This window comes from Streptomyces sp. NPDC102279, assembly GCF_044766365.1.
Taxonomy (GTDB): Bacteria; Actinomycetota; Actinomycetes; order Streptomycetales; family Streptomycetaceae; genus Streptomyces.
On record NZ_JBIWLU010000002.1, the window covers coordinates 210142 to 236399 of the forward strand.

Sequence of the window (26258 nt, forward strand, 5' to 3'; positions counted from 1 at the left end):
CGCGAGCGGCCGGTTCAGTGCGCGGGAGCCGCGCCGCCGGGCGCGAGGAGTCCGCCCACCCACCAGTCGTGCGGTGCGCCGTCGACCTTGCTGCGGTTGCGCAGCGTCCCCTCGACGACGAAACCGAGCCGCTCGGCGAGCGCGCGGGACGGTACGTTCCCGACCATCGCCCACCATTCGAGCCGGTGGGCGTCGAGGGCGTCGAAGCCCCAGTCGCACAGGGCCCGCGCCGCTTCCAGGGCATAGCCCTTGCCGCGCTGCTCCTTGTCCGCCCAGTAGCCGAGTTCGTAGACGCCCTCGAAGAGTCTCGTCAGGCAGAACGAACCCACCAGGGCCCCGTTGTCGGAACGGAACGCCCCGAGGATGTGGTCACGGTCCTCGGCCCAGCCCCGCGCCGCGATGACCTCGACATAATTCTCGGCGTCCGCGCGACGGTACGGCGTGGGTGCCGGCGTGTAGTGCTGGATGTCGGCGTCCTGACAGGCCGTGTACACGGCATCCGCGTCCGAGGCGACGAACGCCCTCAGCACGAGCCGCTCGGTCTTCAGCGTCACGGGTTCCATGCGGGGAGTATGGACACCGCCCACCAGGACGAGCCAGCGAATTCGGTGCGGCCCGCCCCTGCCCGACCGCGGCCATGGCCCCGCTGACAGTACGGCGCGGCCCCGTCCGCGGACCGGAACCGCTCCGCGTCGAGGCGCAGGCCCTCCTCGGCTCCCTTCGTTCCCTGGAGTCGACCTGAGGCGCTCGCCGCTCCGGGACCTTAGGGTCGGTTCCATGAGTGACAACAATCAGCGGCTCGCCACCGTCGAGCGGACCGGGGCCGGGCGGTTCGTCGCGACGAACGCGCGCGGCGGGACCATCTCGTTCGGCACGGGAGCCGAAGGCGACGACACGTTCACGCCCGTCGAGCTGCTGCTCGCCGCCATCGGCGGCTGCACCGCGGTCGACGTCGATGTGGCGACGACCCGGCACGCGGAGCCCGAGCAGTTCACCGTCACCGTGACCGGCAACAAGATCACCGACGAGCTGGGGAACCGGCTGACCGACCTCGCGGTCGCCTTCGCCGTGGCGTTCGCCGACGGAGAGTCCGCCGACCGTGCCCGCGCGATCCTCCCCCGCGCGGTCAAGACCTCTCACGACCGGCTCTGCACGGTCAGCCGTACGGTCGAGGTGGGCACACCCGTCACGGCAACGGTCACGGACGTCTGACCTGGCAGGGACGAGGGCGGGGCCGTGGGACGACATGCGGAAGACGATCGCGCGACGGGGTGGAGTGAAGCGTGGTTTTCGGGGAAGACGCCCGTACGTCGGAGCGGGCGGATGCAGGACGGGACGTATGGGCCGATCGGTGAGTGAAGCGGAACAGCGGAAGCAACGGGGTGCGCTGATCGAGGCGTCCGTCGCCTACGACGGCGACTCCGCGTGCATAGCTGAGGCGCGGGCGTTCGCCCGTGCCTTCCTGACGGAGGTGCAGGCCGTAGCCGGACTGCCCGTCTCGGGACGGGTCATGGGCATGGTGCCCCTGGTCGTCAGCGAGCTGGTGACGAACGCCGTCAAGTACGCGGGCGGCCCCTGCCTGCTGTCCCTGGAGGTGGACCAGGGTGCCGTACGGGCCACGGTGTGGGACTCCGATCCGACGCTCCCGGTGGCCCGTGCCGCCGACGTGGGCCGGGTCGGACAGCACGGCCTGGAGATCGTCATGGGTGTGTGCCAGGCCTTCGAGGTCCACCGTGAACCCGTCGGCAAGCGCATCACCGCGGTCGTGGTGCTGGCCGACGCCCCCGGCAGCGACGTGACGCAGCCCGTCGCCTGATCCCGCGCTCCCTACCGCACACCCGGATTCCGACACCCGGATCCCGCACCGCCCGGCGCCGAGGCCGACGACGTGAGCCGAGCCCCTTCACCGGTGACGCATCCCGGTGGAGCGGGCGGCCGTGCGGGTCGCCCGGCGCCGCCACGTGCGAGGCAGCCATGGGACGCCCGGACAGCCGTGACGACATCGTGTCGCGCCTCCGGATGCGACGTGCGGGAGAATGACGAGTTCGGCCATCTCTTCCAGAAAGAAAAACGGGGGTTCTCACGTGCGGCAGGCAGGTGTACTCGACGTCGGGTGTCACAGCGCGTTGCTCACCGTCGCGCGCCGTCGCGGCGGGACCGACATGGAACCGGTGCTGTCCCGCAAGGTACGGCTCCAGCTCCACGAGACCCTCGACGCCCACGGCCGCTTGGACAAGACGGGCGTGCGCAGCGTCCAGCTGGCCGTCGCCGAGACACTCGCCGAGGACGGCGCGAGCCTGCCGGACGTGTACGCGTTCGCCACCTCCGTGATCCGTGACGCGCCCAACCGCGAGGAGGTCCTCGCCCAGGTGGCGCGCGCCACCGGCACCCGGCTGCGGGTGCTGTCCGGCGAGGAGGAGGCCCGGCTGGCGTACGTGGCCGCACGCCACTGGGCGGGCGCGAAGCCCGGCTCGCTGCTGGTCCTCGACATCGGCGGCGGGACGGTGGAGATCGCGTCCGGCACCGCGAGACAGCCCCGCACCACGCTCTCGCTCCCCCTGGGAGCCCGTACCGTCACCCGCGAGTGGAAGCTCGGCGAGGCCGTGTCGTCGAAGCGGCGGCTGGCCGAGGTCCGCGACCACCTGGGCGACCGCCTCGCCGCGGTGACCGACCTGCCGCAGGCCGATCCGGACGGACGCGTCCTGGCCTGTTCCAAGACCTTCACGCAGCTCGCCCGCTACACCAGCGCCGGCCGCCCTCGTCCGCTCGCCCAACAGCGGCTGTCCATCGACGAGGTACGGACCGCGGTGCGTGTCCTCGCCAAGCAGGGGTCCGCGGGCCGCAGCAGGCTGCCCGGCATCTCGCGCCACCGGGCCGGACAGTCCCTGGCCGGTGCCCTGGTCGCCGAGGCCCTGATGGACGCGTGCCGCGCCACGAGCGTGGAGATCTCCCCGTGGTCCACCCGCGAGGGTCTCCTCCTGGAACGCCTCGGTGCCCTGCGCACCAAGGGTTCCACCCGCCGCTGAACCCGGGGGGCCGCCTTCGGTGAGCGCGCCGGTACCCGCACCGGCACGCACGAACCGAGCCGGCAGGCATCACCGGTGGTCCGTCCGGTCGAGGCTGTCCCGGGGTGGCCCGCCCGGCGAGCGGAGCGCTGATCACTCGCCGGGCGGGCCGTTCACCGGCTGGCGCCGTCAGCCGGTCAGCGGGCCGCTCGGCCGGCGTCCACCTTCGCCGGTCGCGGTGCGGGGCGGCGGGGGTTCCGGCCGGTGGCCAGGGCGACGATCAGCGCGGTGAGGGCCACGAGTGCCGTGGCCGCCGAGGCGACACCGGCCGCCCACGGCGGGGCGGCCGCGATGTCCAACGCCTGGGACAGGGACGTCGAGTGGAGCCGGCCTTCGAGCAGTTCGAGGGCGGCGAGAGCCGACGGAACCAGGACGGCTGCGACGAGCAGGGGGACCGCGCCGCGCAGCAGCAGGGCCGCCGCGAGCAGGAGGCACAGCGCGAACACGGCCACGCCGAAGCCCTGGACCGGCAGCGTGGCGCCGTCGTGCCGCAGCGGCAGGTACATCGCGCCGCACACGACGAGGGCGACGGCCGCCACGCGGCGCGGCCAGTCCGGGGGTGCGGCGGTCCTCACGGGATCACGCTCCCGGCGTGCCCTGGGCGCGAGTTCGGCGCGCTCCCGCGGTGCGTCACGCTCCGGTCCGGTCGCGGGCCACTCCCCGGGACCGGCGCTGTCCGCGGCCGACGACGGCGCTGTCGCTGTCGCGGCGGAGTGGTCGTGCTCGGGGTCGCCGACGGCCGGGACGTCCTGGCGGGTGCGCTCGTCGGACAACCGGCCGATGAGTTCGACGAGTTCCTCGACGGGGCGGTGCGCGGCGACGGCGCGGACGGCCTCCTCGGCACAGTGGGACTCGACCGACGGGCTGTGGAGCAGCGCCATCAGGCGGCTGACGTCCTCGACGGGGCGGGACTCGGCCGCCGAGCGGATCACCTCGTCCGCGCTGTCGGGGCTGCGGGGCGGGCTGGCCAGCTCGGCCACGAGCCGGCCGACGTCGTCGACGGGTCGGTTCACCGCCACGGCTCTGAGCGCGTCGACGGCGGCGCGGGCGTGGTCCGGTGACTGTTCCAGCAGCGTGATGAGCTGGATGACCTCCGCCAGGGGCCGATCGGCGACTGCCGCGTGCACGAGGCCCTCGAACGGGTCGGGGCGCTGCGGCGCGGGCGGGGTGTCGTGGGTGTCGAGGGATATGCCGGAACGGTCCGGGGCGGGAGAGGAAAGGGGGGTACTCATCTTCTTTGCTCCAAATGCTTCGCTGCGGCCGCGCAGGCGACGCACGGTGCGACCGCTCTCCGGTCCCCGAACTCCGTTCGCGGCCCGCTGACCATTACTAGGGGCGCCGGTGGCCGCCCGCCACTCGGACGGGGCATCGGTGTGAGGCTCCGGTCACCCGCCCGGCCCGACGTTCCGCAGCCGCCCCAGCCGCCGCCGTGTCCCTCGCGAACGCTCGTGGCCTGCGGAGGGCGGGAACAAACCCGGGCCCACCGACGCTGATTCGGACAGCTGACGAGTACCGGTGGACGGGGTCCCACCTCGGACGGTGGACCGGTCCGACGGGACTGTTCGTGGAAAGGCGTGAGAGCGATGACGAGGTTCGGACAGGGGCGAGCGGACGGGACGAGGGCGGCCGACGCACCGCTGGTGACGTCCTGCGGCCGCAGGATCGCCGTGAAGGAACTGCGGCTGTTCTCCCCGGACCGGCCGGTCGGCCGCGTCACGCTGGACGTGGGTCCCGATCAGGGCGACGAGCACGGGGCATGGGCCTCGCTCACTCCGGCCGAGGCGCGTGAACTGGCCCGCCTCCTCGTGGCACACGCGGCGTTGGTGGAGCCGGCCGGCCCGCCCGACCACGAGGGCGCCCGAACCCACGACGAGGCCTTCGGCAGCGTGCCCGACAGCGTGTCGGCCCGCCCCGGACGGCTGGGCCGCCGGACGTTCTGAGAAACCGGGAGCCGCGGGCGCACCCCTCACGTGAGTGAGGTCGCGGGCGCCGGCGCCGGGAAACGTGATGCGGGTGCCGGGTTCCCCTCCGAGGAGGGGAACCCGGCACCCGCGTCGTCTCATGCGGTGCCGTCAGGCCGTCAGGCCGTCACGGTCACGGTCACGGTCACGGGAACTGTGTGATCTTCGAGGGAACGGTGTCCGTCCCCGACGTGGGTGAACCGGTGTTGTTGACGACGTGGGCGTACTGACCCTTGCCGCCCAGGGAGATCACCAGGATGTCGTGCAGCTTGATCCCTGTCTTGACCGGCACCTGGAAGCCGTGGGCCTGCACGATCGACGGGTCCGAGGTGAAGTTGCAGTAACTTCCCAGGCCCCATGCCTCATGCACGTCGACGGAGTCGGCGACCTTGTAGGCCGCGTATCCGACGATGCCGTCATGGGTGATGGCGGCGGAGTTCGGCACGTCGTACGCCTTCTCGTTCTGGAAGAAGATCGTGCGACCGCGTTCGCCGTTCCACAGCACGTCGTACTTGTTGAAGTGCTCGACGAACAGACCGGTGGTGAGGACGTCGTCGCCGTTGACCACGAGGCCGTAGTCGGCCCGGTTGGTCTCCCAGCCGACGCCTTCGCCGTGGTCGGCGCGCCAGAGCCAGGTGTGGTCGACGACGACGTCGTCGCTGTTGACCACGACGGAGTTGGTGGCGAGGCCGGGGCCGGCACCACCGATGCGCACGAACACGTCCTGCATGGTGGTGGGGTTGGCGGCGTGGTCTGCGGAACTGCCGGCCGGGCCGATCTGCAGCAGCGTGTTGGAGTTGGAGCGGCCGGCGTCGATGAGGAACCCGGCGAGCCTGACTCCGTCGACGTCCGCCACGTGCATGGCATCGACGCCGTTGTCCGGAATGATGGTCGCCAGACCGAGACCGAGGACGACGGTGTTCGCCCGGGTCACGTTGATGGTCTGGTCGAGGTGGTAGACGCCCGGGGTGAAGAGCAGGTTCAGACCCTGGGCGAGAGCGGCGTTGATGGTCGCCGCGGTCGCACCGGACTTGACCACGTAGAACTGGTCCAGCGGAATCGACGAACCGGGCGTGTTGGGCCAGGAGACGCCGCGGGCGTTGGTGCGCTTGGAGGGCACGAACACCTTGTACGCGTTGCCGTCCATGTAGAGGTACGGCTTCTCGCGCGAGACGGGGGTGTTGTCCAGGGTGGTGTACGGGCCGGAGTCGAAGTTGGTGGCCGGGGCTCCCTGCACGCCGGAGAACGCCATGTTCCAGACGCCGTTGGTCCAGCCGCCGACGGAGCTGTCACGGGTGTACCACTGCTGCTGGGAGTACGGGCCGACCGTACCGTCGATCTTGGAGTCGGCGATGTAGCCGCCGGAGGCCCAACCGTAGCCGTTCGGGGCCAGGTTGAGGCCGCCCTGCACGTGGATGCGGCGGAAGGGGGCCGCCTGGGCCACGGCCCAGCGGTCGGTGCCGTTGGAAGGCGTGATCGACAGGTTCTCCGCCGAACGCCAGAAGTTCTGGGTCGCGTTGCCGTTGAACCAGCCCGCGTCGACGGTGATGTCGCCGTTGATGTGGACGTCGTCGGGGTTGAGGCCGAGGCCCGAGACCGACGTGTAGAAGCCGACCTGCGCGTTGATCCCGTTGTAGGTGCCGGGCTTCATCAGGAACTGGTAGCGGCCGGTGCCGAACTGGTTCGACTCCTGCTGCGCGAAGACCTGGTCGAACTTGGCCTGGAGGTTGGGCGTCGAGGGGTCGACGACGATCACGTTGGGGCCGAGGTCGCCGCCGCCCTGCACGGGCCCGCTGCCGCCGCCCGAGCCGGTGTGGACGGCCACCTCCCAGAGCGAGTAGCCGTATCCGGTGCCACGGGTCGTCCCGTTGATCCGCACGTAACGGCCCTGGCCGGAGACGTCGTAGGACGTCGAGCCGGCGGTGCCGTCGGTGACGGACTTGAGCGTGGTCCAGCTCTGCCCGTCCGCGGAGGCCTGGATCTGGAAGGCCTTGCCGTACGCGGCCTCCCAGTTGAGGTCGACGCGGCACAGGTCCTTCGACGATCCGAGGTCGACCTGGATCCACTGCGGGTCGGAGGCCGCGCTGGACCAGCGGGTACCGGTGTTGCCGTCGAACGCGGCCGACGCCGGGGTGCCGGCGTTCTCGGTCGAGGAGGCGCTCGCCGTCTTGCCCTGGGCGGCGTTGGCCGTGTCACAGCCCGCGGGCGGGGTGGTGGTGCCACTGCCGAACACCTGGAACTCCCAGAGGGAGTAGCCGTACTGGGTGGCGCGGTGGACGCCGTACATCCGGACGTAGCGGCCCTGGCCGGTGACGTCGAGGCTGTCGGTGCCGCCGTCGCCGCCGGTCACGCTCTTGATGTCGGTCCAGGTGTTCCCGTCCGGGGAGGTCTGGATCTTGTAGTCGCTGCCGTACGCGGCCTCCCAGTTGAGGGTGACCTTGGTGATGGTGGCCGAGGAGCCGAGGTCGACCTGGAGCCACTGGGTGTCCAGGGCGGCGGAGGACCACCGGGTGGCGGTGTCACCGTCGACGGCGTTGGCGGCGGCGGTGCCCCCGTTCTCGTCGGAGGACGAGGTGGCCGTCTTGCCCTGGGACAGCGGCAGGTCGGCCGCGGCGGCCGGGCTTTGCAGGGGCAGGGTGACGAGCGCGGCCATGGCGGCGAGCGCGACACCCAAGGATCTCAGTTTCATGCCGTGACTCCATGCGGGTGGGGTGACGAGCGGAGCGGACGCACGGGAATGAGGACGCAGGAGCGGGCTCTGCCCCGTGCGACCGGTGAGCGTGAACCAGCCCTGGGAGGCGCTTAGTTCACGGTTTGATTTAAGTAATGAACCATTGGGGTGGCAAGAGCCGTGACGCGAGTTTCTTCAACTCGCTTTCACAGCGGCCTGATCGGTGGACCACCACGAACGGCGTGACCTGGACGGAGACGCCGAGGACGGGCCGGGCACGGCGGGAGTCCCGTCAAGGCTTGAAGGCACGACCGCGCCCGAGGCGCCTCCGCGCATCGCCGCGGTCAGTGGAGAAGCCCGTCAAAGGCGTTCCTTGAACGAGTACTTGACGAATCGTCAGCAGCAGTCGTGTTCCGCCGCGCCGGTGACGGGAGTTGTCGCCGATGTCTCCAGGCGGCAGAAGCAGGACGCCTCGATCCGTACGTCCGCCTGCGCGAGCGCCGTCCGCAGCTGCTGACCCACGATCTGCGCCTCCCCCGTCCTGCCGAGCCTGACCAGGCACTCGTGGAACCCGTGCAGGGCCCAGACGTTGCCGGGGTGCTGGGAGGGGCGGGGCAGCGTGTCGTCGATGCCGAGGTCGGCGCGGTAGACGGCTTCCGCCTCCGCCACCCGTCCCTGTTCGAGCAACAGGGCTCCGTAGGCGTGCCGGGTGGGCTGCATCCAGCCCCATGGCTCGTCGTAGGGCAAGCCGTCGTCCAGGGCGATCGAGCGCTCCAGCGCGGCGAACGCGCCGTCGTGGTCGCCCTCGCGGTAGGCCAGTTCACCGTCGAGCATCGCCGACGCGATCGCGAGGATGTCCGCGCAGGTGTTGTTGAAGAGCATGCGGGTCTCGGGGACCCGGGCGACAGCGTCGCGGAACAGTTCGCGCTCCGTCCGGGCCTCGGCGGTGAGGCCGGTGGCGGACAGGGCGACACCGCGGGCGTAGTGGAGCATCGCGGTGGTCACGCAGTGGAGCCGCGGGTCGGCGGGGAGCGGCAGGCGCAGGATGTCGTCCCAGCGGCCGAACCGGATCAGCACGTGGACCCGCATGGCGAGGAAGCTCTCCAGCCAGTCCGCCATGGGCGGGCTCTGTACGCGCAACAGCTCCTCGGGGATGGAGGCTTCGAGCTGCGCGGCGGTCTCCAGCGCGGTCCTCGCCCGGCCGAGGAACATCGCTCCGTAGATCCGGAAGTGGTAGTTGTGCGAGCGGTACAGGGTGTAGAAGTTCATCGCGCCGCCCCGCGCACGGTACTTCTCGTCCGCGGCGATCGCGGTGCCGTTGTCCGCCACCACCCTTCGGTAGTCGCCGCACAGCACGTCCAGATGTGTGGGCATGTGCTGGAGGTGGCCCGCGTCGGGCACGAGGCCGCGCAGCCGGTCCGCGACGGGCAGCGCGGTCTCGGGCGTGGGTGACATCTCCATCAGGTGGATGTACAGGTGCAGGAGCCCGGGGTGCCGCTCCCCCGCCTCGGTGGCGATTGCCCGTTCCAGCACCGCCCTGGCCTCGGCCGTCCGGGCGCCCTCGGCCGGTTCACCGGTCCGCAGATCCCACAGCTGCCAGGGGGTGAGGTTCATCAGCGCGTCGGCGTACAGGGCGGCGATGTCGAGGTCGTCGGGGGCGCGTTCGTACGCGACGCGCATGCCGTCCGCGTAGGGCGCGTTCCACACCGAGCAGTCCTCGACGGGTTCTGCGCGTGGGTAGCGCAGCTCCAGCGCGCCGATCAGGGCCTGTTCGGCCGGAGTCGCGGCCTCCGCCTTCGCGCGCGCGAACCGCACCGCGGCGTGCGTGCGCTCGACCGTACGGGTCAGGTCGTCGCCGTCGAAGAACTCCCACGGCTTGTTGTAGTTGGGCCCCAGGGCGTAGGCGATGCCCCAGTACGCCATCGCGCAGTCGGGATCGGCCGCCGCGGCGGCCTCGAAGCAGGAGACGGCCTCCTCGTGGTGGAAGGCGTAGGACCACACCAGGCCGCGGTCGAACCACCGTTGGGCCTCGGGTGACGTGGTCGTCACCGGACGGCTGTGGGTGCCGAGGTCGTAGTAGTCCATCCCGCGCTCCTCAGACTGCTGCCGAAAGCGTGCCGTCCTCTCCATCGTGGGGCATCCGGGGAGCGCCCCGCCGCCGAAACGGCGGGACGCCCGCGTGGGTCCAGGGGTCAGGGTGTGATCCGCCACTGCTGGATGTAGCCCACGTCGATGGAGGCGAGGTCCCGGACGCGCAGCTTCCAGGTGCCGTCGACCGGCTGGGCCGAGGCGTCGACCGTGAACGTCTGGTCCACGTTGTCGGCCGAGCCCCCGCTGCGGTTCAGCAGCGAGTACACGGTGCCGTCGGGGCCGACCAGATCGACCGTCAGGTCACCCCGGTAGGTGTGCACGATGTTGACGTAGACCTCCGTGGTGGCCGAGGCGTTGCCCGGGCGGCCCGTGATGGTGACGGGCGACTCGACCGCCGCGCCCAGGTCGGGGATGTCCACGCGGGTGCTGTTGGCGTACACGTACGCGACCCGCCACGTGAAGCTCACCGAGACGGTGGCGCCGGTGCTGTCGGTCACGGTGACGGTGGTGTCGCTGGTCCCGGTGGTGGTGGGGACCCCGGAGACCAGCCCGGCCGCGCTGATCGTCAGGCCGTCCGGCAGGCCGGTGGCGGTGTAGGTCAGGCTCGCGTCGGCGTTGGTGGTGTACGCGTCGACCTGGAGCGAGACGTCCTGGCCGACCCCGGAGGTCTGGTCGGCGATCGGGGCGATGTTGACGCCCAGGGCGATGCGGTCACCGACGTCGATGCCGGCCCAGGCGTCCGCGACGGCGAGGTAGGTGGCGCTGTAGGCGCCGAAGAGATCGGCCGCGGCCTGGAGGGTGGCGACCCTGGCACCCGCGTAGTTGGTCGTCGACGTCATGTACGTGGTCAGCGCGCGGTACCAGATACGGGAGGCGTTCTCGATGCCGACGCCGGTGACCGGCAGCCCGTCGGCGGTCGGGCTGTCGTACGCGACGCCGTTGACGGTCTTCGCGCCGCTCCCCTCGGAGAGCAGGTAGAAGAAGTGGTTCGCGGGGCCCGAGGAGTAGTGGACGTCGATGCCGCCCAGCGAGGAGTCCCAGTAGTCGCGGGAGGACCCGTCCCTGGAGGGCTTGTCCATGTAGCGCAGCGGCGTGCCGTTGCCGCGGATGTCGATCTTCTCGCCGACGAGGTAGTCGGGAACGTCCGCCGCGAGGTTCGAGTGGAACTCCACGGCCGCGGCGAAGATGTCCGACGTCGCTTCGTTCAGGCCACCGGACTCGCCCGAGTACGTCAGGTTGGCGGTGGCGCTGGTGACGCCGTGGCTCATCTCGTGGGCCGCCACGTCCAGTGCCGTCAGCGGGTGGGCGTTGCTCGCGCCGTCGCCGTACGTCATGCAGAAGCAGCTGTCGGACCAGAACGCGTTGACGTAGTTGTTGCCGTAGTGGGCCCGGCTGTACGCGGCGACGCCGTCGTTGCGGATGCCGTTGCGGCCGAAGACGTCCTTGTAGTAGTCCCAGGTCGCGGCGGCACCGTAGGCGACGTCGACGCCGGCGGTCTGCCGGTCGCTCTGGGTGCCGTCGCCCCAGACATCGTTGTCGTCGGTGTACAGCGTCCCGGTGCCGGTCGTCCCCTGGTTGAGGTCGTAGGTGCGGTGTCCCGCCCGGTCCGCGTCGACGAGTTGGTACGTCGAGCCGGAGGGCGTGGTGGAGAGCGGGACCGTGCCGCCGTACTGGCCGGTGCCCGTGCCGGTGTGGACGTCCTCGTAGCGGGAGGCGACCTTGCCGGTGGACGCGTCGGTGACGACGTGCAGGGCGCTGGGCGTGCCGTCGTGCCGGACCCCCTCGACCACGGACTCCCAGGCCAGGACGGGCCGGCCTTCGGCGGCCCATACGACGAGCCGCGGCGACGCGTCGACGACGGAACGTCCGACGGCCGCCTTCCTGCTGACCGAGAGGGCCTTGGCCCTGGCGTCGGCGGCGGACCTGCGGGGCGTCGTGCTCGGGACGGTGATGGTGGAGCGGGTGGCCTCCGACACCGTGGTCCGGTGGCCCTTGAGGTGGACGACCAGATCTCCGCCGAGCACCGGCAGTCCGGCGTACGTCCGCTCGTACCGCGTGTGGGTCGTGCCGTCGGCGTCCCGGACGACGTCCTTGACGACGAGCTTCTCCCGGGCGCCGAGTCCGAGCCGCAGCGCGGTGGCGCCGGCCTCGGCCGTGGCGCTCTTGACGAGGGCCGTGCGCCGGGCGGGCGACAGTGGCACCTGGGCGGCGGCCGCCCGGGGCTCGGCGGTGATCCGCGTCGTGGCGGGGCCCGGGTCCGCCGGGGCGGCGGCCGCCGAGCCGGGCTGGAGGGCGAGTGCGAGTAACGAGCCGGCGGTGGTGAGGGCGAGGGCGGCGGCACGTCTGCGGCGACGCGCGGAACCATGGTTCCCGTTCAAGGTCGTCTCCTTCTGCGGGGGTGGCCCGGGGGACGCCCGGGCTGCCGGGCCGGCAGGTGAGGCCGGTCCGGGGCGGGGGCGGGAAGGAGCGCCGCACGACGGACCGCACGAGGACACACGCGGTTTCGGCGGCGCCTGGAGCGTGAAGGTGCGCGAGCACGGGTGGGGGGATCGTGGTGGGGGCGAGAGATGTGGGGGTGTGAACGAAGCGTGAACGTTCGTCAGCAGAGTGACATCAGGTCGGTCACGTTGTCATGGAGATGACAAGACAACGGCTGGAATTGACCATGGCACGCTGGGCGTTCGTCACCCGCGTCAGACCTTTTCGGCCGCTGTGCGTCCGCTGTGAGCGGGGCCGTTCGTGGTGACGGGTCCGACGACGGGTCCCGGCCGCGGGTGACGGCGGCGGGTCGGCGCCTGGCGCGGAAGTCGCGGTACGCCGCACCGGCCGGTCCGGAGCGCGGTGGCGGGACGCCGGAAGGCTCCTGCCTCAGGGCTGACTGGCGTGCGTGTGACCGTGGGACCACTCGGGTGGGCAGGGCGGCTGCTCCTGATCGGGTTTGCGGTCGCGCAGCCAGTCGTACACGGCGAGAGCGAAGGCGCAGAGGATGGCCAGCGTCCCCGATCCGACGGCGATGGACACGGCGGCTCGGTAGTCGTGGTGCTCCGTGCCGAGCACCATGTAGAAGAGGCCCGGCAGTGCGGCCGTCCCGACGGCGCCGCCCAGGCGCTGCGCCGTCTGCAGAGCGCCGCCGGCCGCGCCCGCCATCCGTACGGGCACGTCCCGCAGGGTCATCGTGACGTTGGGCGAGATCACGCAGCCGCTACCCAGGCCACCGACGAACAGGGCCGGAGCCGCCCACCAGACGGCGCTGTCGGAGGGGCCGAAGCGCAGGATCAGCACGGCACCGCCCAGTCCGAGGGCGACGCCGGCGAGGCCGCAGACCGTCAGCAGCCGCCCGAAGCGCTCCACCAGCCGTCCGGCGATCACCGCCGCCGCGGCCGAACCGATCGCGAACGGCGTCACGGCGAGCCCCGAGCGCAGCGGGGAGAAGCCCTCGCCGTCCTGGAAGTACAGGGCGAACACCAGCCACACCCCGCTGAATCCGACGAAGTACAGGGCCGCGATGACGGCGCCGGCGGCGTAGCCCCGTGTGCTGGTCACCAGGCGGGGATCCAGCAGCGGCTGCCCGCCGCGCGCCGCGAGACGCCGCTCCCAGCGGGCGAACGCCACGAGCAGGATCAGCCCGAGGAGGAAGAGCCACCACAGATTCCGTACGCCGCCCGACTCGGCCATCACCAGCGGCAGCATCATCGCGAGCACCCCGCAGCCGAGCAGCAGCACGCCCGCCAGGTCGAGCCGTTCCCTGCGCCCCCGGGCGACCTTGGGCAGCATGCGCGCTCCCAGCAGGAAGGCGACGGCGCCGACGGGCACGTTCACGTAGAAGATCCAGCGCCAGCCGCCGGGGCCGTCCGCGAGTTTCAGGATGAGCCCGCCGACGACGGGTCCGACCGCGCTGGAGATGCCGACGGTGGCGCCGAAGAGGCCGAAGGCGCGGCCGCGCTCGGCTCCGCGGAACATCTGCTGGATGAGGGCGGAGTTCTGCGGCGCGAGGCAGCCGGCCGCCACACCCTGCGCCAGGCGGGCCACGATGAGCAGGGTGATGGTCGGTGCGGCGCCCGCCGCGGCGCTGCACAGGACGAAGCCGGCGAGCGCCAGCAGGAAGATGCGCCGTCGGCCGATCGCGTCCCCGAGCCGGCCGGCCGTGACGAGGACCAGGGCGAAGGTGAGGGCGTAACCGGAGACCACCCATTGGATGGACGGGGCCGAGGCGTGCAGGTCCCGCTGCATGGAGGGCAGGGCGACGGCGACGATCGTGACGTCGAGCAGGCTCATGAACCCGGCGGCCAGCGTCACCCACAGGGCGTGCCACCGCCGCGGATCGGCTCCCTCGGCCGCCCCCTTCGAACTGTCTCCTCGTCCTCCGTCTGCCTGCGTGTGCAGTGCTCCCACGCCGGGGGCTCCTCTCCGCCGCTCACCCCCATCTTGGGTACGCGCGGCCGTCCGGCAACAGGAACAGCGCGTACGGCCGGTCCCGTCCCCCACCGGCAGGGGGGAACGGCCGCTTTCGCGTCCCCTGCCGGTGGACACAGACCAGTGGGGCCCGTTCCGAGGAACGGGCCCCACCTGGTTCGCCCTCACCACCGCGCCGGCTCTGCCTGGCCCGGCAGGCGTCCTTCGACTCCGCACCGAAGAGTTTCCGCACCGGAGGACGTCCGTGCGGCCGTATACCGGGCGCCGTCGCGCGGGCGGGCGCGGGAAGTCGTCCCGGCGTCAGTGCTTGAAGGCGTCCTTCGTCTTCTCCTTGGCCTGACGCGCGTCGCCCTTCGCCTTCTCGGCGCGGCCCTCGGCGGTCATGCGCTCGTTGCCCACGGCGCGCCCCGCGGTCTCCTTGGTCTTGCCCTTGGCCTGTTCCATCTTCGCCTTGGCCTTCTGGTCGCCAGCCACAACTGCTCACTTCCCCATCAGGATCGACATCAGCTGCTGGAACCTCGGGTGACCGCCCAGGCCGGGATCAAACGTGAAGACCCGGATCACCACCGGCCGGACGGTCACTCTCCGTGTCGCCGTGTCGTTCCGGCGTGCCGGAACGGGTGGGCTGGGCGAGCCTGGGTACGCGGGGCGATGACACACATCGAACCATCCGGGAGGTCGCTGACGACATGGGCAGCCAGAGCGAGGACGACGTCATGGGTGACGAGGTCTACCAGCCGGAAGGCCTCGACGACCGCGAGGACGAGGGCATCCTGGACGCGGAGGACACCCTGGAGGACCGGGGTGCCGACCCCTACGACGAGGGCTGGTCTCCGCCCGAGCGCCCCCTCGGCGTGGAACACCAGGGCACCACGGAGCGTGAACAGCGCGAAGGGGAGACGCTCGACGAGCGGCTCGCCGAGGAGCGCCTGGACCCCGCGCTGGAGGAGCCCGACGCCGACGACGACGGTGTGGGCGATCTGGAGGGCGGGGACGGGGAACCGCTGGACGACGAGGTGGGCACGGATCGCGCCGGCCGCCTCGTGGCGTACGACGGGGACGCCCTGGAGGACGCCGAGAACGACATGCTCGCCGAGGACGTCGGTATCGACGGTGCCGCGGCCTCCGCTGAGGAGGCGGCCGTCCACCTGGTCCCGGACGACGTACCCGGGGACGCGGCGGGCGAGGACCTCCGCCAGGCCCGGGAGGACGAGGTCCGCCGACTGCGTTCCGAGACGGACACCGCTCCCTGACCTGCCCCGGCCGGCCCCGGGGCGCGACACGAGGGCGCGGATCCCTCTGCGGGATCCGCGCCCTCGTCGTACGAAGCCCGGTTGCCGGCGGTGGTCAGTCCTCGCCCCGGACTATGTTCCCCTCGGGGGCGGACCCGTCCTGGCGGGTCGTCCGCTCGGTGGTCGCAGGAACACAGGTCCGCGGACCACTCCCCCGACGGCGCGCCTCGGCCCACTCCGTCTCCGTCCGAACAATGGTCCTGCTCCTGCTCCTGCTGTCCGCGGTCACAACGCTCATCTTCCTTCTGTGTTGGGCCCGTTCGGGACCTGACTTCCCTGCGGCACTGGGCTTTCCCTACCGGGTCCCCGTAGGCGGCGCGGAGAAACCCGGCCGTTCCCCGCGAGAACCGGACACCGGCCGGTTTGCGCGGCCGTCCGCGGGCCAGACGGTGGGTAACGCCGCAGCGCGGCACGGAGCCCCGGAGAGGACGACGACGATGAGGTTCAAGGGCAACGCGAAGGTGAGACAGCTCAAGGGCAAGGTGACCGAGTCCGTCGGGAAGGCCATGGGTGACCCGTCCGTCCGCCGGGCCGGGCGCCGCGAGCAACTGCGGGGCAAGGCACAGGAGATGACGCAGACGGCGACGGACCGCGTGCGCAAGTGGACCAAGCGCTGACCATGGTTCTCCAGCATCCCGCCGACCGCGGCGGCGACGACCGCGGGAGGTTCGAGCGGCTCGCCGAGTCGGCGTCGCGCTTCACCAGTTCGCCGGTCTTCTTCGCGATCTGCGTCGTGCTGGTGTCGCTCACGATCGCCGTGCACTTCGCCGGGCTCTCCCTGGAGTGGCTGCTGCTCGCCGGAGACGCGATGACGACGGTGACGCTGCTGCTCCTCGCCCTCCTGAAGAACTCCGAACTGCGGGGCGAGCGGGCCCTTCAGCGCAAACTGGACGCCATCGCCGCGGCGCTGCTCGAGGCGCAGGAGGGCGCACCTGGCGTGGCGCACAAGAACCTCAGGAGCGTGATCCGCATGGAGGACGAGACCTGAGGAGACCCGCAGGCTTCGCACGAGGGGACCCGCACCGGCATGGTGCGGGTCCCCTCGTGCGAAGTCCTGCTGCCCTCAGCCCTTGTTGGCGCCGAGGGTCAGTCCGCTGACGAACTGGCGCTGGAGCGCGAAGTACACGATCAGCGTCGGGATCGCGGTGAGCAGGGCACCGGCGGCCACCAGGTTGGGGTCGGTGAAGTACTGCCCGGAGAGGTTGTTCAGGGCCGAGGTGATCGGCATGTTCTCACCGGTCGATATGAGGACGATGGCCCAGAAGAAGTCGTTGTAGATCCAGATGGACAGCAAGGTGCCCAGGGCGGCCATCGCCGGCTTGCACAGCGGCAGCACGATCTGCCAGTACATGCGCCACACCGAGGCGCCGTCGACCAGGGCGGCCTCGGTGAGTTCGTCGGGGAGCATGCGCATGTAGTTGCTCAGCACGAACGCGCAGAAACCCGACTGGAAGGCCACGTGGATGAGCACCAGGCCGAGCGCGGAGTCGTAGAGCTTGCCGCTCTCCGTGATGCCGGGCAGGTCGACGAGCAGGTAGATCCGGTACAGCGGGGTGATGATGACCTGCTGGGGCAGCAGGTTGCCCGCGGTGAAGACCAGCAGCAGGAAGACGTTGAGCCGGAAGTCGAAGCGGCTGACGTAGAACGCGACCATCGACGACAGCAGCAGCGTCAGCAGCACGGACGGAACCGCGATGACGAGCGTGTTGACGAAGTAGTGCGTCATGTCGGACTGCTCGAACGCGTTCTTGAAGTTGTCGAGGCTCAGCGTGTCCGGCCAGGAGACGTAGCCCTTGTCGCTGGTCTCCCCGTACGGGCGCAGGGCCGCGAACATCGCCCACAGCAGCGGGGCCAGCCAGGCCAGCGACGTGACGACGAGGAACACGTGCAGCAGGACCCGGGCCGGGCGGACCGGGGGCCGGGGTCGCTGCCGGTCGAGCGCGGCGGTCGGGGTGCTCATGCGCGCCGCTCCTTCCGGAAGGTCGCGATCAGGTACGGGATGATGACCGCGAGGGAGATGACCAGCAGGACGACCGCGATCGCGGACCCGTATCCGATCCGGCTGGACTCACCGATGATGTTGTTGGTGATCAGGATCGACAGCAACTCGGTGCCTTGGGCGCCCTTGTTGAAGACGAAGACCAGGTCGAAGGCGCGCAGGGCCTCGATGATCGTGACGACGAGGACGACGGTGTTGGTCGGCCGCAGCGTCGGGAAGATGACGCTCTTGAACGTCTGCCACTCGTTCGCGCCGTCCAGCGCCGACGCCTCGCGCAGCGACGGGTCGACGCCCTTCAGGCCGGCCAGGTACAGGATCATCATGTAGCCCGTGTGCCGCCAGGACGCGGCGATCAGCACGGCCCACAGGTTGAGGTGCGGGTCGCCGATCCAGTCGATGTAGTGACCCGGCTTGTTGGCCCCCACGAGGCTGTTGATCAGGCCCGTGTCGGGGTTGTAGACGAGTTGCCAGACGAAGCCGGTGACGGCCAGCGAGACGACGACCGGGAGGAAGAACGCCGTCTGGTAGACCCGGCTGAACCGGATCCGCTTGTCGAGCTGCACGGCGAGGAACAGACCCATCGGGGTCGGGACCAGGATGAGCACGGCGAACCAGATGATGTTGTGCTGGACGGCGGGCCAGAACTGCGGGTTGTTGGTGAACAGTTCCCGGAAGTTGTCCAGGCCCACCCACTTGATGGAGTCGAAGCCGATGCCGTCCCAAGTGGTGAAGGCCAGGGCGATCGAGGCGAATGCGGTGACCCAGACGAGGGCCACGTGCAGGACCGTGGGCACGCCCGCCATGAAGGCGAGCGTGATGCGGTCACGGCGAGTCAGCAGACGTCGGCGCCCTCGCGGGGCCCGCTTCTGCTCGTGCGCGGGCCCCGGAGGCGGCACGGCGGCGGCCTCCGGGGTCTTCGTGTCGGTCTCGGCGGTCATGCGGAGGCGAAGATCGTCTTCTTCTGGCGCTCGATCGAGGACAAAAGACTGTCGACGCCCTTGGGGTTCTGGAGGAACTTCTGCAGACCGGGCTGCATCACCGTGGAGGTGAAGTCCGGGCGCGAGTCGCGGTCCATGAACTGGGTGAGGCTCTTGGCACCGCTGATCATCTCGTAGGCCTTCTTCTGCAGCGCGCTGTACGAGGAGGTGTCGGCCTTGGAGGAGGCGGCGACCACGCTGGAGTCGGCCTTGAGGTAGATCTGCTCGGCGGCGGGGGTGCCGAGGTACTCGAGGAGCTTCACGACACCGCTGTGGTTCTTCGGGGACTTGCTGACCATGAAGCCGTCGGTGGGCGCCTCCACGGTGTCCTGGCCGTAGGCCGGGTTCATCTCGGGGAAGGCGAAGAAGTCGAGGTCGTCGAGGTCGGCCTTGTTCGTGAACTGCTGGGCCACGAAGGAGCCGAGGAGATACATGCCCGCCTTCTTCGCCACCATGGTCTGGGCCGCGTCCTGCCAGGTGCGGCCCATGAAGCCGTCCTGGTGGTACGGGAGCAGCTCGGCCCAGTGGTCGAAGACGGCCTTGACCTTGGGGTCGGTCCAGGAGGCCTTGCCGCCCATCAGCGCGACGTGGAAGTCGTAGCCGTTGAGGCGGAAGTTGATCTGGTCGAAGGTGCCCATCGCCGGCCAGGCGTCCTTGTCGGCGAAGGCGATCGGGACGAGGCCGTCCTTCTTCATCTTCTTGCAGAGGGCGACCAACTGGTCCCAGGTGGTGGGGACTTCGTAGCCGTGCTGCTGGAAGACGCTCTTGCGGTAGAAGATCGCCCAGGGGTACGTGTAGAGCGGCACGAAGTAATACTTGCCGTCCTGGCCCTTGCTGAGCTTCTTCATGGCGTCCGGGAAGTTGCCGCCGATCTTGTCCCACACGTCGTCGATGGGCGAGGCGAGCTTCTTGGACGCGAAGAACTGCATGCGGTAGCCGGCGAACCAGTTGAACACGTCGTCCGGGGTGCCCTGGAGGTAGGAGTTGATCTGCTCCTGGAAGGTGTTGTGGTCCTTCGTGTTCACGTCGACCGTGACGCCGGACTGCTTCTTGAACGCCGCGTAGATCTCGGCGAAGGCCTTCTTCGGCACAGCGTCGGAGGCGTTGGAGCCGAGGGTGACCGTCTTGGGGTCGGCCGCGCTGCCGCTGTCACCGCAGGCGCTGAGCAGGGGTATGCCCGCGCCGAGCGCTGCCGCGCCGCCGATTCCTCGCAGCAGCGTGCGGCGACTGGGAGTCGGGGCGGACGGACCCGGGAGATGAAGGTGCATGACGGCTCCTGTGGGCAGGGTTCGGTCAGGGCGGACGACCGGCCCGGAGGCCGGAAAATCGATCAAAAACCAACTCGACCGAACAACGTGGGCGTAATGACAGCCGGATGTCACCATTGTCGTCAAGACCCCGCACCTCACGTGCCCGAAACGTGACCGACACGCCTCGACGTCAACCACGCGGACGGTCAAGGAAGTTGTCGAGTTCCCCAACGAAGATGACCATAAGTCAACAACGGGAGAAGGGAATTGGGCACAGCCCGGTCCCGAGCCGGACTCGCCGATGGCCACCCGGCGGTCACCCGCCCCGAGCCGCCGAACGGCGCCCACGCCCGCCCGCGGCCGGCCACCGGCAGGCGTCCCGCGCTCGCCGGCGCAAACGGAAAAACCCCGATCCTCCGCAAACCGCGCATATTCACGCGAGGGCGGAGGTCCGTGATCTCCGAGGGGGCCTTGTCTCCGGATCATGGTGCGAGGTGACCATACTGGGAAGGCACACCACACCCCACCAGCAAAGTGACTCATGCCGAAGTCCTCCACAGACCGTCCCACCGCGCCGGACACCGTCTGGCTGGCCGCCGGGCGCCTCACCGGCCCCGCCCCGCAGAACGCTGTCCGGGAGCATCTGCGGGAACTGAAGAACAGCGAACGCATCCAGGACTTCCTGGAGACGGAGAGCGCCTCGACGCCCGGTGGCCACGTCTTCGAGGCCCGCTGGTTCGTCGCCGACGGCGTCACGGTGCGGGCGCGGCTCGTCACCGGCGGGCGCGAGGAGGCGGACGGCGACGGGTACTGGACGCTGGCGGCCGAGGCGGAGCAGCCCTGGGACCTGGCGTGGGCCTCCCCCGCCGACGTGTTCTGGCCCGCCGGGAGCGACATCGTCTGGGACCGCGACGCCGCGGCCGGACTCCGTCTGCAGGACATCAGTCCGCTGCCGAAGGACGACGCGGCTCTGCGCCGGCTGATCAAGGACAGCGGACGGCACAGCTGGAGCATCAACGTCGTCGTCCACGAGGCCATGACGCCCGACCGCGACGGGCGGATCCCCCTGGTCCGCCGGCTGCCGCCGGGACTGCGGCACCGTGTCGTGGAGCACCGCGCCACGCCGGAGCAGTACCACGCGGTCAACTGGGCGCTCGGCGACCTCGACACGTCCGTGCCGCGCGGCGGAGCCGTCATCCTGTCGGGCACGCCGGCCCGGCTCGGCTACGACCAGGAGGACTTCAGCGTACGGAGCGTCTTCCTCGACGGCTCCGAACCGACGGAGCTCCTGGACAAGGTTCTGCGCTTCGCCGCGCTGCCCTGGCCGCTGCCGGACGACGCGGCGGCCGCACTCACCGAGCTTCGCGAGGACTGGCGTCTGCTGACGCTGGAGGAGGAGCTGGCCAAGGCGCGCGCGCAGGCGGCCTCCTACGCCGAGGCGCTCGACGTCATGACCAAGTCGCGCGACCTGTACCGCGAGGCGACCGAACTGGCCCACGCCGCGCTCGCCGAGATGGAGGGGTTCCGTGACGCGGCGTCCGCCGTGCGCGCCGCCTCCGAAGGGCAGGAGAAGAACCCTCTGACGAAGACCCTGCAGCGGGTCTCCGGCACGCTGCGCGCCCGGCGCGCGCCCCGGGTCGAGGCACACCTGCAGGAAGCGCGCGACAGCGTGCAGCGGGCCCGCGAGTCCGGCTGAGCGGCCCCGCCCCTCTCCCGGGGGCGGGCCCGGCGCGCCCGGTCCCTCAGCCTCGCCAGATGTTGGCGAACGCGGCCTTCTCGATGGACCGGCGCTGACGGACGGCCTCCAGCTCCATCACCGCGTCGTGCACGGCGACCAGCACGGTCGTGACGCCCTCGTCGACCACCGCCGGGGGGTCCTCGCTCTGCTCGACGGGAATCCCGACGACTTCCGCGAGCGCGAGGAGGACGGGTTCGTCGGCCGCCCAGCGGTGCAGGGCACGGGTGCGCGCCGGCGAGTCCACCAGTTCCATGCGCTCGCCCTTGAGCGACAGCCGGCCCCGCTTCTGCCGAACGAGCTGACCCGACTGTTCGAGGTCGCTCTGATAGGCCGCCGCCAGGTCACGCCCCCGGCGCCACAGCCAGTCCTCGACCCGCTCGTACGGCGCGTCACCGCTGAGGTTCGACGCCGCCGCGTCCAGCAGCCGGTCGTCCGTGGCCGTACCCGGCTTCGGCACGATCAGGTCGCCTTCGAGCACGAGTGCCTCGGCGCCGACGAGATCGATCACCTCGGCCCCGGCGAGGGCCAGCGACAGATCCCCCTGTCCCACCGGACGGTCCGACTCCCTGTCCATCGCGATGACGAACAAGTCCCTGGCCGTGGTCACGAACGGCTCCCCTCGGAGTTCTGCGCCGGCGCGACCCTCACGCATCGGTTCCCGTCACCGGCGCGCCACCGCCCGCGGGCGATCCGGTCGTCCACGGGGGAAAGGCACGTCACAGACGTGATCGTAACGCCAGGGAGGTCCGGGAACGGTGAGCCGCGGGCCGGGCGGGCAGGTCGGCGACGGGCCGTGCGGCAGCGTCCACGTGATCGCGGCTCCGGAGAGGGTGCCGGGCTCGGAGTCCCGGCCGCCGATGACGGTGTCCGGCGGGGCGACGAGGGCCCGCACACACGGCCGGCCCGGCCCACGCGGATGCGTGAACCGGGCCGGGCTGTCTCCCCCGGACGTCCGTCAGCCCTGGCGGGCCTTGAGGCGCGGGTTCTTCTTGTTCACGACGAAGACCACACCGCGCCTGCGGACCACCTGGGCGCCGGGCTTGGACTTCAGCGAGCGAAGCGAATTGCGTACCTTCATGGTCGGACTCTCCTCCTGCCGAACGCGACGGACTCCTGGACTCAGGTCCGGTTCGCCGCGGCGCGACCGTAGCGGCGCTCGAAGCGCTCCACCCGGCCGGCGGTGTCCAGGACCCGTGAGGTCCCGGTGTGGAACGGGTGGCTCGCCGACGAGATCTCCACGTCGATGACGGGGTGGACCGCGCCGTCCTCCCACTCGATCGTCCTGGCCGACTCCGCGGTCGACCGCGTCAGGAACGCGACGTCCGCGGCACGGTCCCGGAAGACGACCGGACGGGATACGGGATGAATGTCGGGCCTCATGGGGTTCCCTCCTCGGTTGCGGCAGGTAGGTCCGTGGATACGGCGGCCACCCCTGCTGGGCGTGGCCGGCGTACGGTCAGCGCTCCTCGCGGAACGTGACGTGCCTGCCCGCCTGCGGGTCGTACTTGCGCAGGACCAGCCGGTCGGGGTCGTTCCCGCGGTTCTTGCGCGTCACGTACGTGGCACCGGTGCCGGCCGTCGACTTCAGCGTGACGACGGGGCGTGCGCTGCTGCGTGCCATGAGGTCCTCCTTCGCCCACCATGCGCGAGCCTTGACTCGCGCATGCCAATCAGTTACGTGAGCTGTAACAGCACACCCCCCGTCCGCATTCCCGGTGCGCGTCGAGGCTCCCTGCAAGGGCGGAACGGGGCACCGGCCGCACACGGTCGCCCTCCCAGTGGGCCTCAGGCTTCGCGCAGGACCCCGGCGACGACCGAGTCCACCATGCGGCGGACGGCCTCCGGGTCGGGCGTCGCGTCCTCCCGGCCCGCGAAGAGGAGGTGGCCGGTCCCGATCAGGGTGAGCGCGAGCGTGTCGGTGTCCGCGTCGGGCGCGATACGGCCCAGGTCGCGCTCGGCGCGCAGGTAGGTGCCGATCATGGCCGCGGCCTCCGTCAGGACGGGCAGCCCCATGGGGGTGGTGAGCCGCAGCCGGGCACGGAGCACGTCCCGGGCGACGACGAGGCCGAGCATGCCGAGGGCGAGAGGACCGAACACCTCGGCCAGCGCGGCGGTGAGGCGGTCGGGCACGGTGCCGGTTCCCGCGGCCGCGCGCAGGGCGCCGGCCTGTTCACCGATGAGGGCGATCCGGTCCCGTACCAACGCGGCGAGGAAGTCGTCGAAGTCGGCGAAGTGCCGGTGCAGCACACCCTTGGCGCAGCCCGCCTCGGCCGTCACGGCCCGGCTGGTGAGCGCGTTCGGCCCGTCGCGCAGCAGGATCCGCTCGGCGGCGGCGAAGAGCTGCTCACGGGCGTCACGCAGGGCCACTCCGGTCGGCATGAACCGTCCACCTTCCTGTGCCGGGCGCCTACGCCCGCTCCGCCGCCGCGCCAGGCGGGTGCGCCCGCGCCGTCGGCGTCCGGGGCGGCCGCCCTGTCCCGCACCGGGCGGGTCCGCACGGTGCCCCCACCCGAGCATTGACGAGTGGGCATGCGCCCACTCATAGTGGGCGCATGCCCACTGTACCGGCGGGAGGGCCGCTCCCGTCACCGCGAGAACCGCATGAGCACCGGCGGACGGCGGAGTCCTTCGGCTCCGACGCCGAGCGCTACGACCGGGCCAGGCCCGCCTATCCCGAGGACCTGGTGCGGCGGATCGTCGCGGGCAGCCCCGGCCCCGACGTGCTCGACGTGGGCTGCGGCACCGGGATCGCCGCCCGGCAGTTCCGTGCCGCCGGATGCGCCGTTCTCGGGGTCGAGCCGGACGGGCGGATGGCCGAGGTCGCCCGCCGGCTCGGCACGGAGGTCGAGGTGTCGACGTTCGAGGCGTGGGAGTCCGCCGGGCGGGAGTTCGACGCCGTCGTCGCCGCGCAGTCCTGGCACTGGGTCGATCCGGTCGCCGGAGCGGCCGGGGCGGCGCGGGTGCTGCGGCCCAGAGGTCGGTTCGCCGCGTTCTGGCATGTGTTCGGTCCGCCGGCCCAGGTGGCGGAGGCGACCGCGGCGGCCTGCCGGAGGGCGATGCCCGACGCGCCCTTCGACTTCGCGGCGATGGCCCGGCCGTCCGCGGACCCCTACCGCCCCCTGCTCGACAGGACCCGGGAGGGGCTCCACGAGATCGGCGGGTTCGGTGCACCCGAAGAGTGGAACTTCGCCTGGCAGCGGTCGTACACCCGGGACGCGTGGCTCGACGTCCTGCCGACACAGGGCGCGCTGACCAGGCTCCCGGCGGACGCCCTCGCGGGCGTCCTGCACGAGGTGGGCACCACGATCGACGCGATGGGAGGCCACTTCACCCTGCGCTACACGACCGTGGCAATATCGGCGGTACGGACGGACGGCTCGGTGAGCTGACCGGCGCCCCGGACCGCCGCGGAGGCCGAACGGCCGTCGCGCGGCCCGATCACCCGCTGTCGCCTTCGTGAGCCCTCTCCGGCCCGTCGGTCTCGACGCGAGGACCGGCATACCGCCGCCCCGGACCGGCGACGACGGCGTGCCGGGCCTGGTGCTGTCAGGAGGGCTCGGTGGCGGTGACGGCGGTCGCGGTCACCGTGTCGTCGCATTCGGCCACCACGCCGTCGTCCAGGGCCACTTGGTGCGCGCCGGCACCGGGAAGGCCCACCACGAGCGTCGGATAGGTGGCGGGGTCGGCCCCGGAGGCACAGTATCCGTCGCCCTCGCCCTGGACCTGCTTGAACGTCAGCTTGATCCAGGCCTTCCCGCCGGGCGCGAGGACCACCCGGGCCGCGGCGCCCGTCGGGGTCACCGCGAGTGGACGCCCCTTGTCCGGGGAGCCGTTGGCCGCTCCCGCCACGGTCGGATGCCCCTGGAGGGAGCACGACGCGCCGGAGGTGTTGGTGAACTCGACGACCGCCGCGCCCGTTCCGGTCCCGTCCGGCCGGACATCGGCCTGGCGCATGGACGTCTCCAGCGCCTCCGCGGCGCAGGGCGAGGCCGCCGGCGCCGAGGACGCGCCGCCCGGACCAGGCTTCCCGGAGGTGGAGCTCGCCGACGGCTCTCCCGACGATCCCGTACCTCCCGTGGGCGCCGAGGAAGCGGCCGACGACGCGGAACCCACCCCGTCGTCGCCCGGCTGGCAGGCCGTCATGAGAAGTACGGCGGCCGACAGGCCCGCCGTCGCCAGAGCGGCCCTGCGGGCAGCCGACCCGTACCGCGTCCCGTTGCGCATGGAGTCCCCCGATGAGTTGGTCGAGCGCCGGTCACTCACCGGCGCCCGTCGCTACAGAGCGCGCAGGGGCCCCCGGAGGTTCGCGTCAGGACGAGGCTGTGACGTGACGGTGACGGGGCGGGCACGGGATTGGCCCGGACAAGGGCGCCCGTGGACCCGGAGTGCCGCCCCGCGCTGTCCGGCCGGGCGCCTCACGAGGCCGTTCCGTCGAACCGGAGGCGGAACGCGATCAGGCCGTCGGTGCTGCCGCCCTCCGCCGTGAGCGACGCCGAGGAACGGCCGAGCCGCCCCGTGAACATCGTGCCCGAGGCCGGCGCGTGTGGGTCACCGCCGGGCGGCTCACCGAGGCCGGAACGGCAGGCGACCGACGAGCGGCCGCCACGGTCTCGTCCTCCGAGGACTCCGTGACCGGCTCCGCCGCCGGCGTCGGCGTGTCCGTCGGCTCCCTCGTCGGCCGAGGGCGTCGCATCGGCCGACGGGGCGGTGGCGGATGCCCGCGGACCGCACGCGGAGCCGCTCACGGCGGCCGTCGAGGCGGCGGCCGGCGGATCGCCCGCACGCCGGCACGCCCGCACGC

Annotated in this window: 24 protein-coding genes and 1 pseudogene; 9 read left to right on the top strand and 16 right to left on the bottom strand. The window is 71.4% G+C overall.

Annotated elements, in window-relative coordinates:
• Positions 1–14 precede the first annotated feature (14 nt).
• On the bottom strand, positions 15–563 hold the full coding sequence (locus tag ACIRQH_RS04465) for a GNAT family N-acetyltransferase (RefSeq protein ID WP_388931467.1): 549 nt from the start codon (positions 561–563) through the stop codon (positions 15–17).
• Positions 564–777: 214 nt separating this feature from the next.
• Here ACIRQH_RS04465 and ACIRQH_RS04470 point away from each other — a divergent pair, with 214 nt between their 5' ends.
• The 3 genes from ACIRQH_RS04470 (at position 778) to ACIRQH_RS04480 (ending at position 3026) form a co-directional block, all read left to right on the top strand.
• Complete coding sequence (locus ACIRQH_RS04470; protein WP_358822480.1) at positions 778–1212, top strand: OsmC family protein; 435 nt, start codon at positions 778–780, stop codon at positions 1210–1212.
• A gap of 127 nt (positions 1213–1339) precedes the next feature.
• Positions 1340–1816, top strand: coding sequence for an ATP-binding protein (locus ACIRQH_RS04475; protein WP_388931472.1), 477 nt, complete (start codon positions 1340–1342; stop codon positions 1814–1816).
• Between the two features lie 268 nt (positions 1817–2084).
• Positions 2085–3026, top strand: coding sequence for a Ppx/GppA phosphatase family protein (locus tag ACIRQH_RS04480; RefSeq protein ID WP_388877369.1), 942 nt, complete (start codon positions 2085–2087; stop codon positions 3024–3026).
• A gap of 176 nt (positions 3027–3202) precedes the next feature.
• Here the strand turns inward: ACIRQH_RS04480 and ACIRQH_RS04485 are convergent, their stop codons facing one another.
• A complete protein-coding gene (locus ACIRQH_RS04485) occupies positions 3203–4297 on the bottom strand; it encodes a hypothetical protein (protein WP_404224182.1) in 1095 nt (364 codons plus the stop codon).
• A 351-nt stretch (positions 4298–4648) separates the two neighbouring features.
• Here ACIRQH_RS04485 and ACIRQH_RS04490 point away from each other — a divergent pair, with 351 nt between their 5' ends.
• Positions 4649–5005, top strand: coding sequence for a hypothetical protein (locus ACIRQH_RS04490; protein WP_388931477.1), 357 nt, complete (start codon positions 4649–4651; stop codon positions 5003–5005).
• Between the two features lie 166 nt (positions 5006–5171).
• On the opposite strand, the gene ACIRQH_RS04495 is transcribed toward ACIRQH_RS04490, so the two are convergent.
• The 5 genes from ACIRQH_RS04495 to ACIRQH_RS04515 all read right to left on the bottom strand — a co-directional run bounded on the left by ACIRQH_RS04495 (position 5172) and on the right by ACIRQH_RS04515 (position 14675).
• Positions 5172–7715, bottom strand: a complete 2544-nt coding sequence (locus tag ACIRQH_RS04495; RefSeq protein ID WP_404224184.1) for a discoidin domain-containing protein — start codon at positions 7713–7715, stop codon at positions 5172–5174.
• Between the two features lie 378 nt (positions 7716–8093).
• Complete coding sequence (locus tag ACIRQH_RS04500; protein ID WP_404224186.1) at positions 8094–9782, bottom strand: tetratricopeptide repeat protein; 1689 nt, start codon at positions 9780–9782, stop codon at positions 8094–8096.
• Positions 9783–9889: 107 nt separating this feature from the next.
• Positions 9890–12166 carry a M4 family metallopeptidase gene (locus ACIRQH_RS04505; RefSeq protein ID WP_404224188.1) on the bottom strand — a complete coding sequence of 759 codons (2277 nt, stop codon included), beginning with the start codon at positions 12164–12166 and terminating at the stop codon, positions 9890–9892.
• A gap of 490 nt (positions 12167–12656) precedes the next feature.
• Positions 12657–14171 carry an MFS transporter gene (locus ACIRQH_RS04510; RefSeq protein WP_404224549.1) on the bottom strand — a complete coding sequence of 505 codons (1515 nt, stop codon included), beginning with the start codon at positions 14169–14171 and terminating at the stop codon, positions 12657–12659.
• A gap of 330 nt (positions 14172–14501) precedes the next feature.
• The gene (locus ACIRQH_RS04515; protein ID WP_388877385.1) at positions 14502–14675 is read right to left on the bottom strand and encodes a CsbD family protein; all 174 of its coding nucleotides are present in this window, start codon (positions 14673–14675) and stop codon (positions 14502–14504) included.
• A 215-nt stretch (positions 14676–14890) separates the two neighbouring features.
• Here ACIRQH_RS04515 and ACIRQH_RS04520 point away from each other — a divergent pair.
• From ACIRQH_RS04520 to ACIRQH_RS04530, 3 genes and pseudogenes are all read left to right on the top strand, one after another.
• Positions 14891–15373: pseudogene (locus ACIRQH_RS04520) on the top strand (DUF5709 domain-containing protein); the annotation flags it as partial.
• A gap of 557 nt (positions 15374–15930) precedes the next feature.
• Entirely contained in the window at positions 15931–16110 is a 180-nt protein-coding gene (locus ACIRQH_RS04525) for a CsbD family protein (protein WP_355864469.1), read from the top strand.
• A gap of 2 nt (positions 16111–16112) precedes the next feature.
• Positions 16113–16481: a low affinity iron permease family protein gene (locus tag ACIRQH_RS04530; protein WP_358816008.1), complete on the top strand. Its 369-nt coding sequence runs from the start codon at positions 16113–16115 to the stop codon at positions 16479–16481.
• A gap of 75 nt (positions 16482–16556) precedes the next feature.
• On the opposite strand, the gene ACIRQH_RS04535 is transcribed toward ACIRQH_RS04530, so the two are convergent.
• From ACIRQH_RS04535 to ACIRQH_RS04545, 3 genes are read right to left on the bottom strand one after another with little or no spacing between them, the layout of a single operon-like run.
• On the bottom strand, positions 16557–17453 hold the full coding sequence (locus ACIRQH_RS04535; protein ID WP_358815993.1) for a carbohydrate ABC transporter permease: 897 nt from the start codon (positions 17451–17453) through the stop codon (positions 16557–16559).
• Positions 17450–18430 (bottom strand): sugar ABC transporter permease, encoded by a 981-nt coding sequence (locus ACIRQH_RS04540; protein ID WP_358815992.1) that lies wholly within the window; start codon positions 18428–18430, stop codon positions 17450–17452. Before ACIRQH_RS04540 ends, ACIRQH_RS04535 begins: the two co-directional genes overlap by 4 nt.
• A complete protein-coding gene (locus ACIRQH_RS04545) occupies positions 18427–19737 on the bottom strand; it encodes an ABC transporter substrate-binding protein (protein WP_358815991.1) in 1311 nt (436 codons plus the stop codon). Before ACIRQH_RS04545 ends, ACIRQH_RS04540 begins: the two co-directional genes overlap by 4 nt.
• Positions 19738–20260: 523 nt before the next feature.
• Between ACIRQH_RS04545 and ACIRQH_RS04550 the strand changes: the two genes are divergently transcribed.
• Complete coding sequence (locus ACIRQH_RS04550; protein WP_404224191.1) at positions 20261–21415, top strand: hypothetical protein; 1155 nt, start codon at positions 20261–20263, stop codon at positions 21413–21415.
• 46 nt (positions 21416–21461) lie between these two features.
• On the opposite strand, the gene ACIRQH_RS04555 is transcribed toward ACIRQH_RS04550, so the two are convergent.
• From ACIRQH_RS04555 to ACIRQH_RS04575, 5 genes are all read right to left on the bottom strand, one after another.
• Positions 21462–22064 carry a GPP34 family phosphoprotein gene (locus ACIRQH_RS04555; protein WP_388882480.1) on the bottom strand — a complete coding sequence of 201 codons (603 nt, stop codon included), beginning with the start codon at positions 22062–22064 and terminating at the stop codon, positions 21462–21464.
• Between the two features lie 348 nt (positions 22065–22412).
• Positions 22413–22535, bottom strand: coding sequence for a type B 50S ribosomal protein L36 (ykgO, locus tag ACIRQH_RS04560; RefSeq protein ID WP_081220789.1), 123 nt, complete (start codon positions 22533–22535; stop codon positions 22413–22415).
• Between the two features lie 41 nt (positions 22536–22576).
• The gene (locus tag ACIRQH_RS04565) at positions 22577–22837 is read right to left on the bottom strand and encodes a type B 50S ribosomal protein L31 (protein WP_388882483.1); all 261 of its coding nucleotides are present in this window, start codon (positions 22835–22837) and stop codon (positions 22577–22579) included.
• A 76-nt stretch (positions 22838–22913) separates the two neighbouring features.
• The gene (rpmG, locus tag ACIRQH_RS04570; RefSeq protein ID WP_355864447.1) at positions 22914–23078 is read right to left on the bottom strand and encodes a 50S ribosomal protein L33; all 165 of its coding nucleotides are present in this window, start codon (positions 23076–23078) and stop codon (positions 22914–22916) included.
• 164 nt (positions 23079–23242) lie between these two features.
• Entirely contained in the window at positions 23243–23836 is a 594-nt protein-coding gene (locus tag ACIRQH_RS04575; RefSeq protein WP_388882487.1) for a TetR family transcriptional regulator, read from the bottom strand.
• A gap of 173 nt (positions 23837–24009) precedes the next feature.
• Between ACIRQH_RS04575 and ACIRQH_RS04580 the strand changes: the two genes are divergently transcribed.
• Complete coding sequence (locus ACIRQH_RS04580) at positions 24010–24846, top strand: class I SAM-dependent methyltransferase (RefSeq protein WP_388882490.1); 837 nt, start codon at positions 24010–24012, stop codon at positions 24844–24846.
• 157 nt (positions 24847–25003) lie between these two features.
• Here ACIRQH_RS04580 and ACIRQH_RS04585 read toward each other — a convergent pair whose 3' ends face one another.
• The gene (locus ACIRQH_RS04585) at positions 25004–25681 is read right to left on the bottom strand and encodes a DUF4232 domain-containing protein (RefSeq protein WP_404224195.1); all 678 of its coding nucleotides are present in this window, start codon (positions 25679–25681) and stop codon (positions 25004–25006) included.
• Positions 25682–26258: the final 577 nt, after the last annotated feature.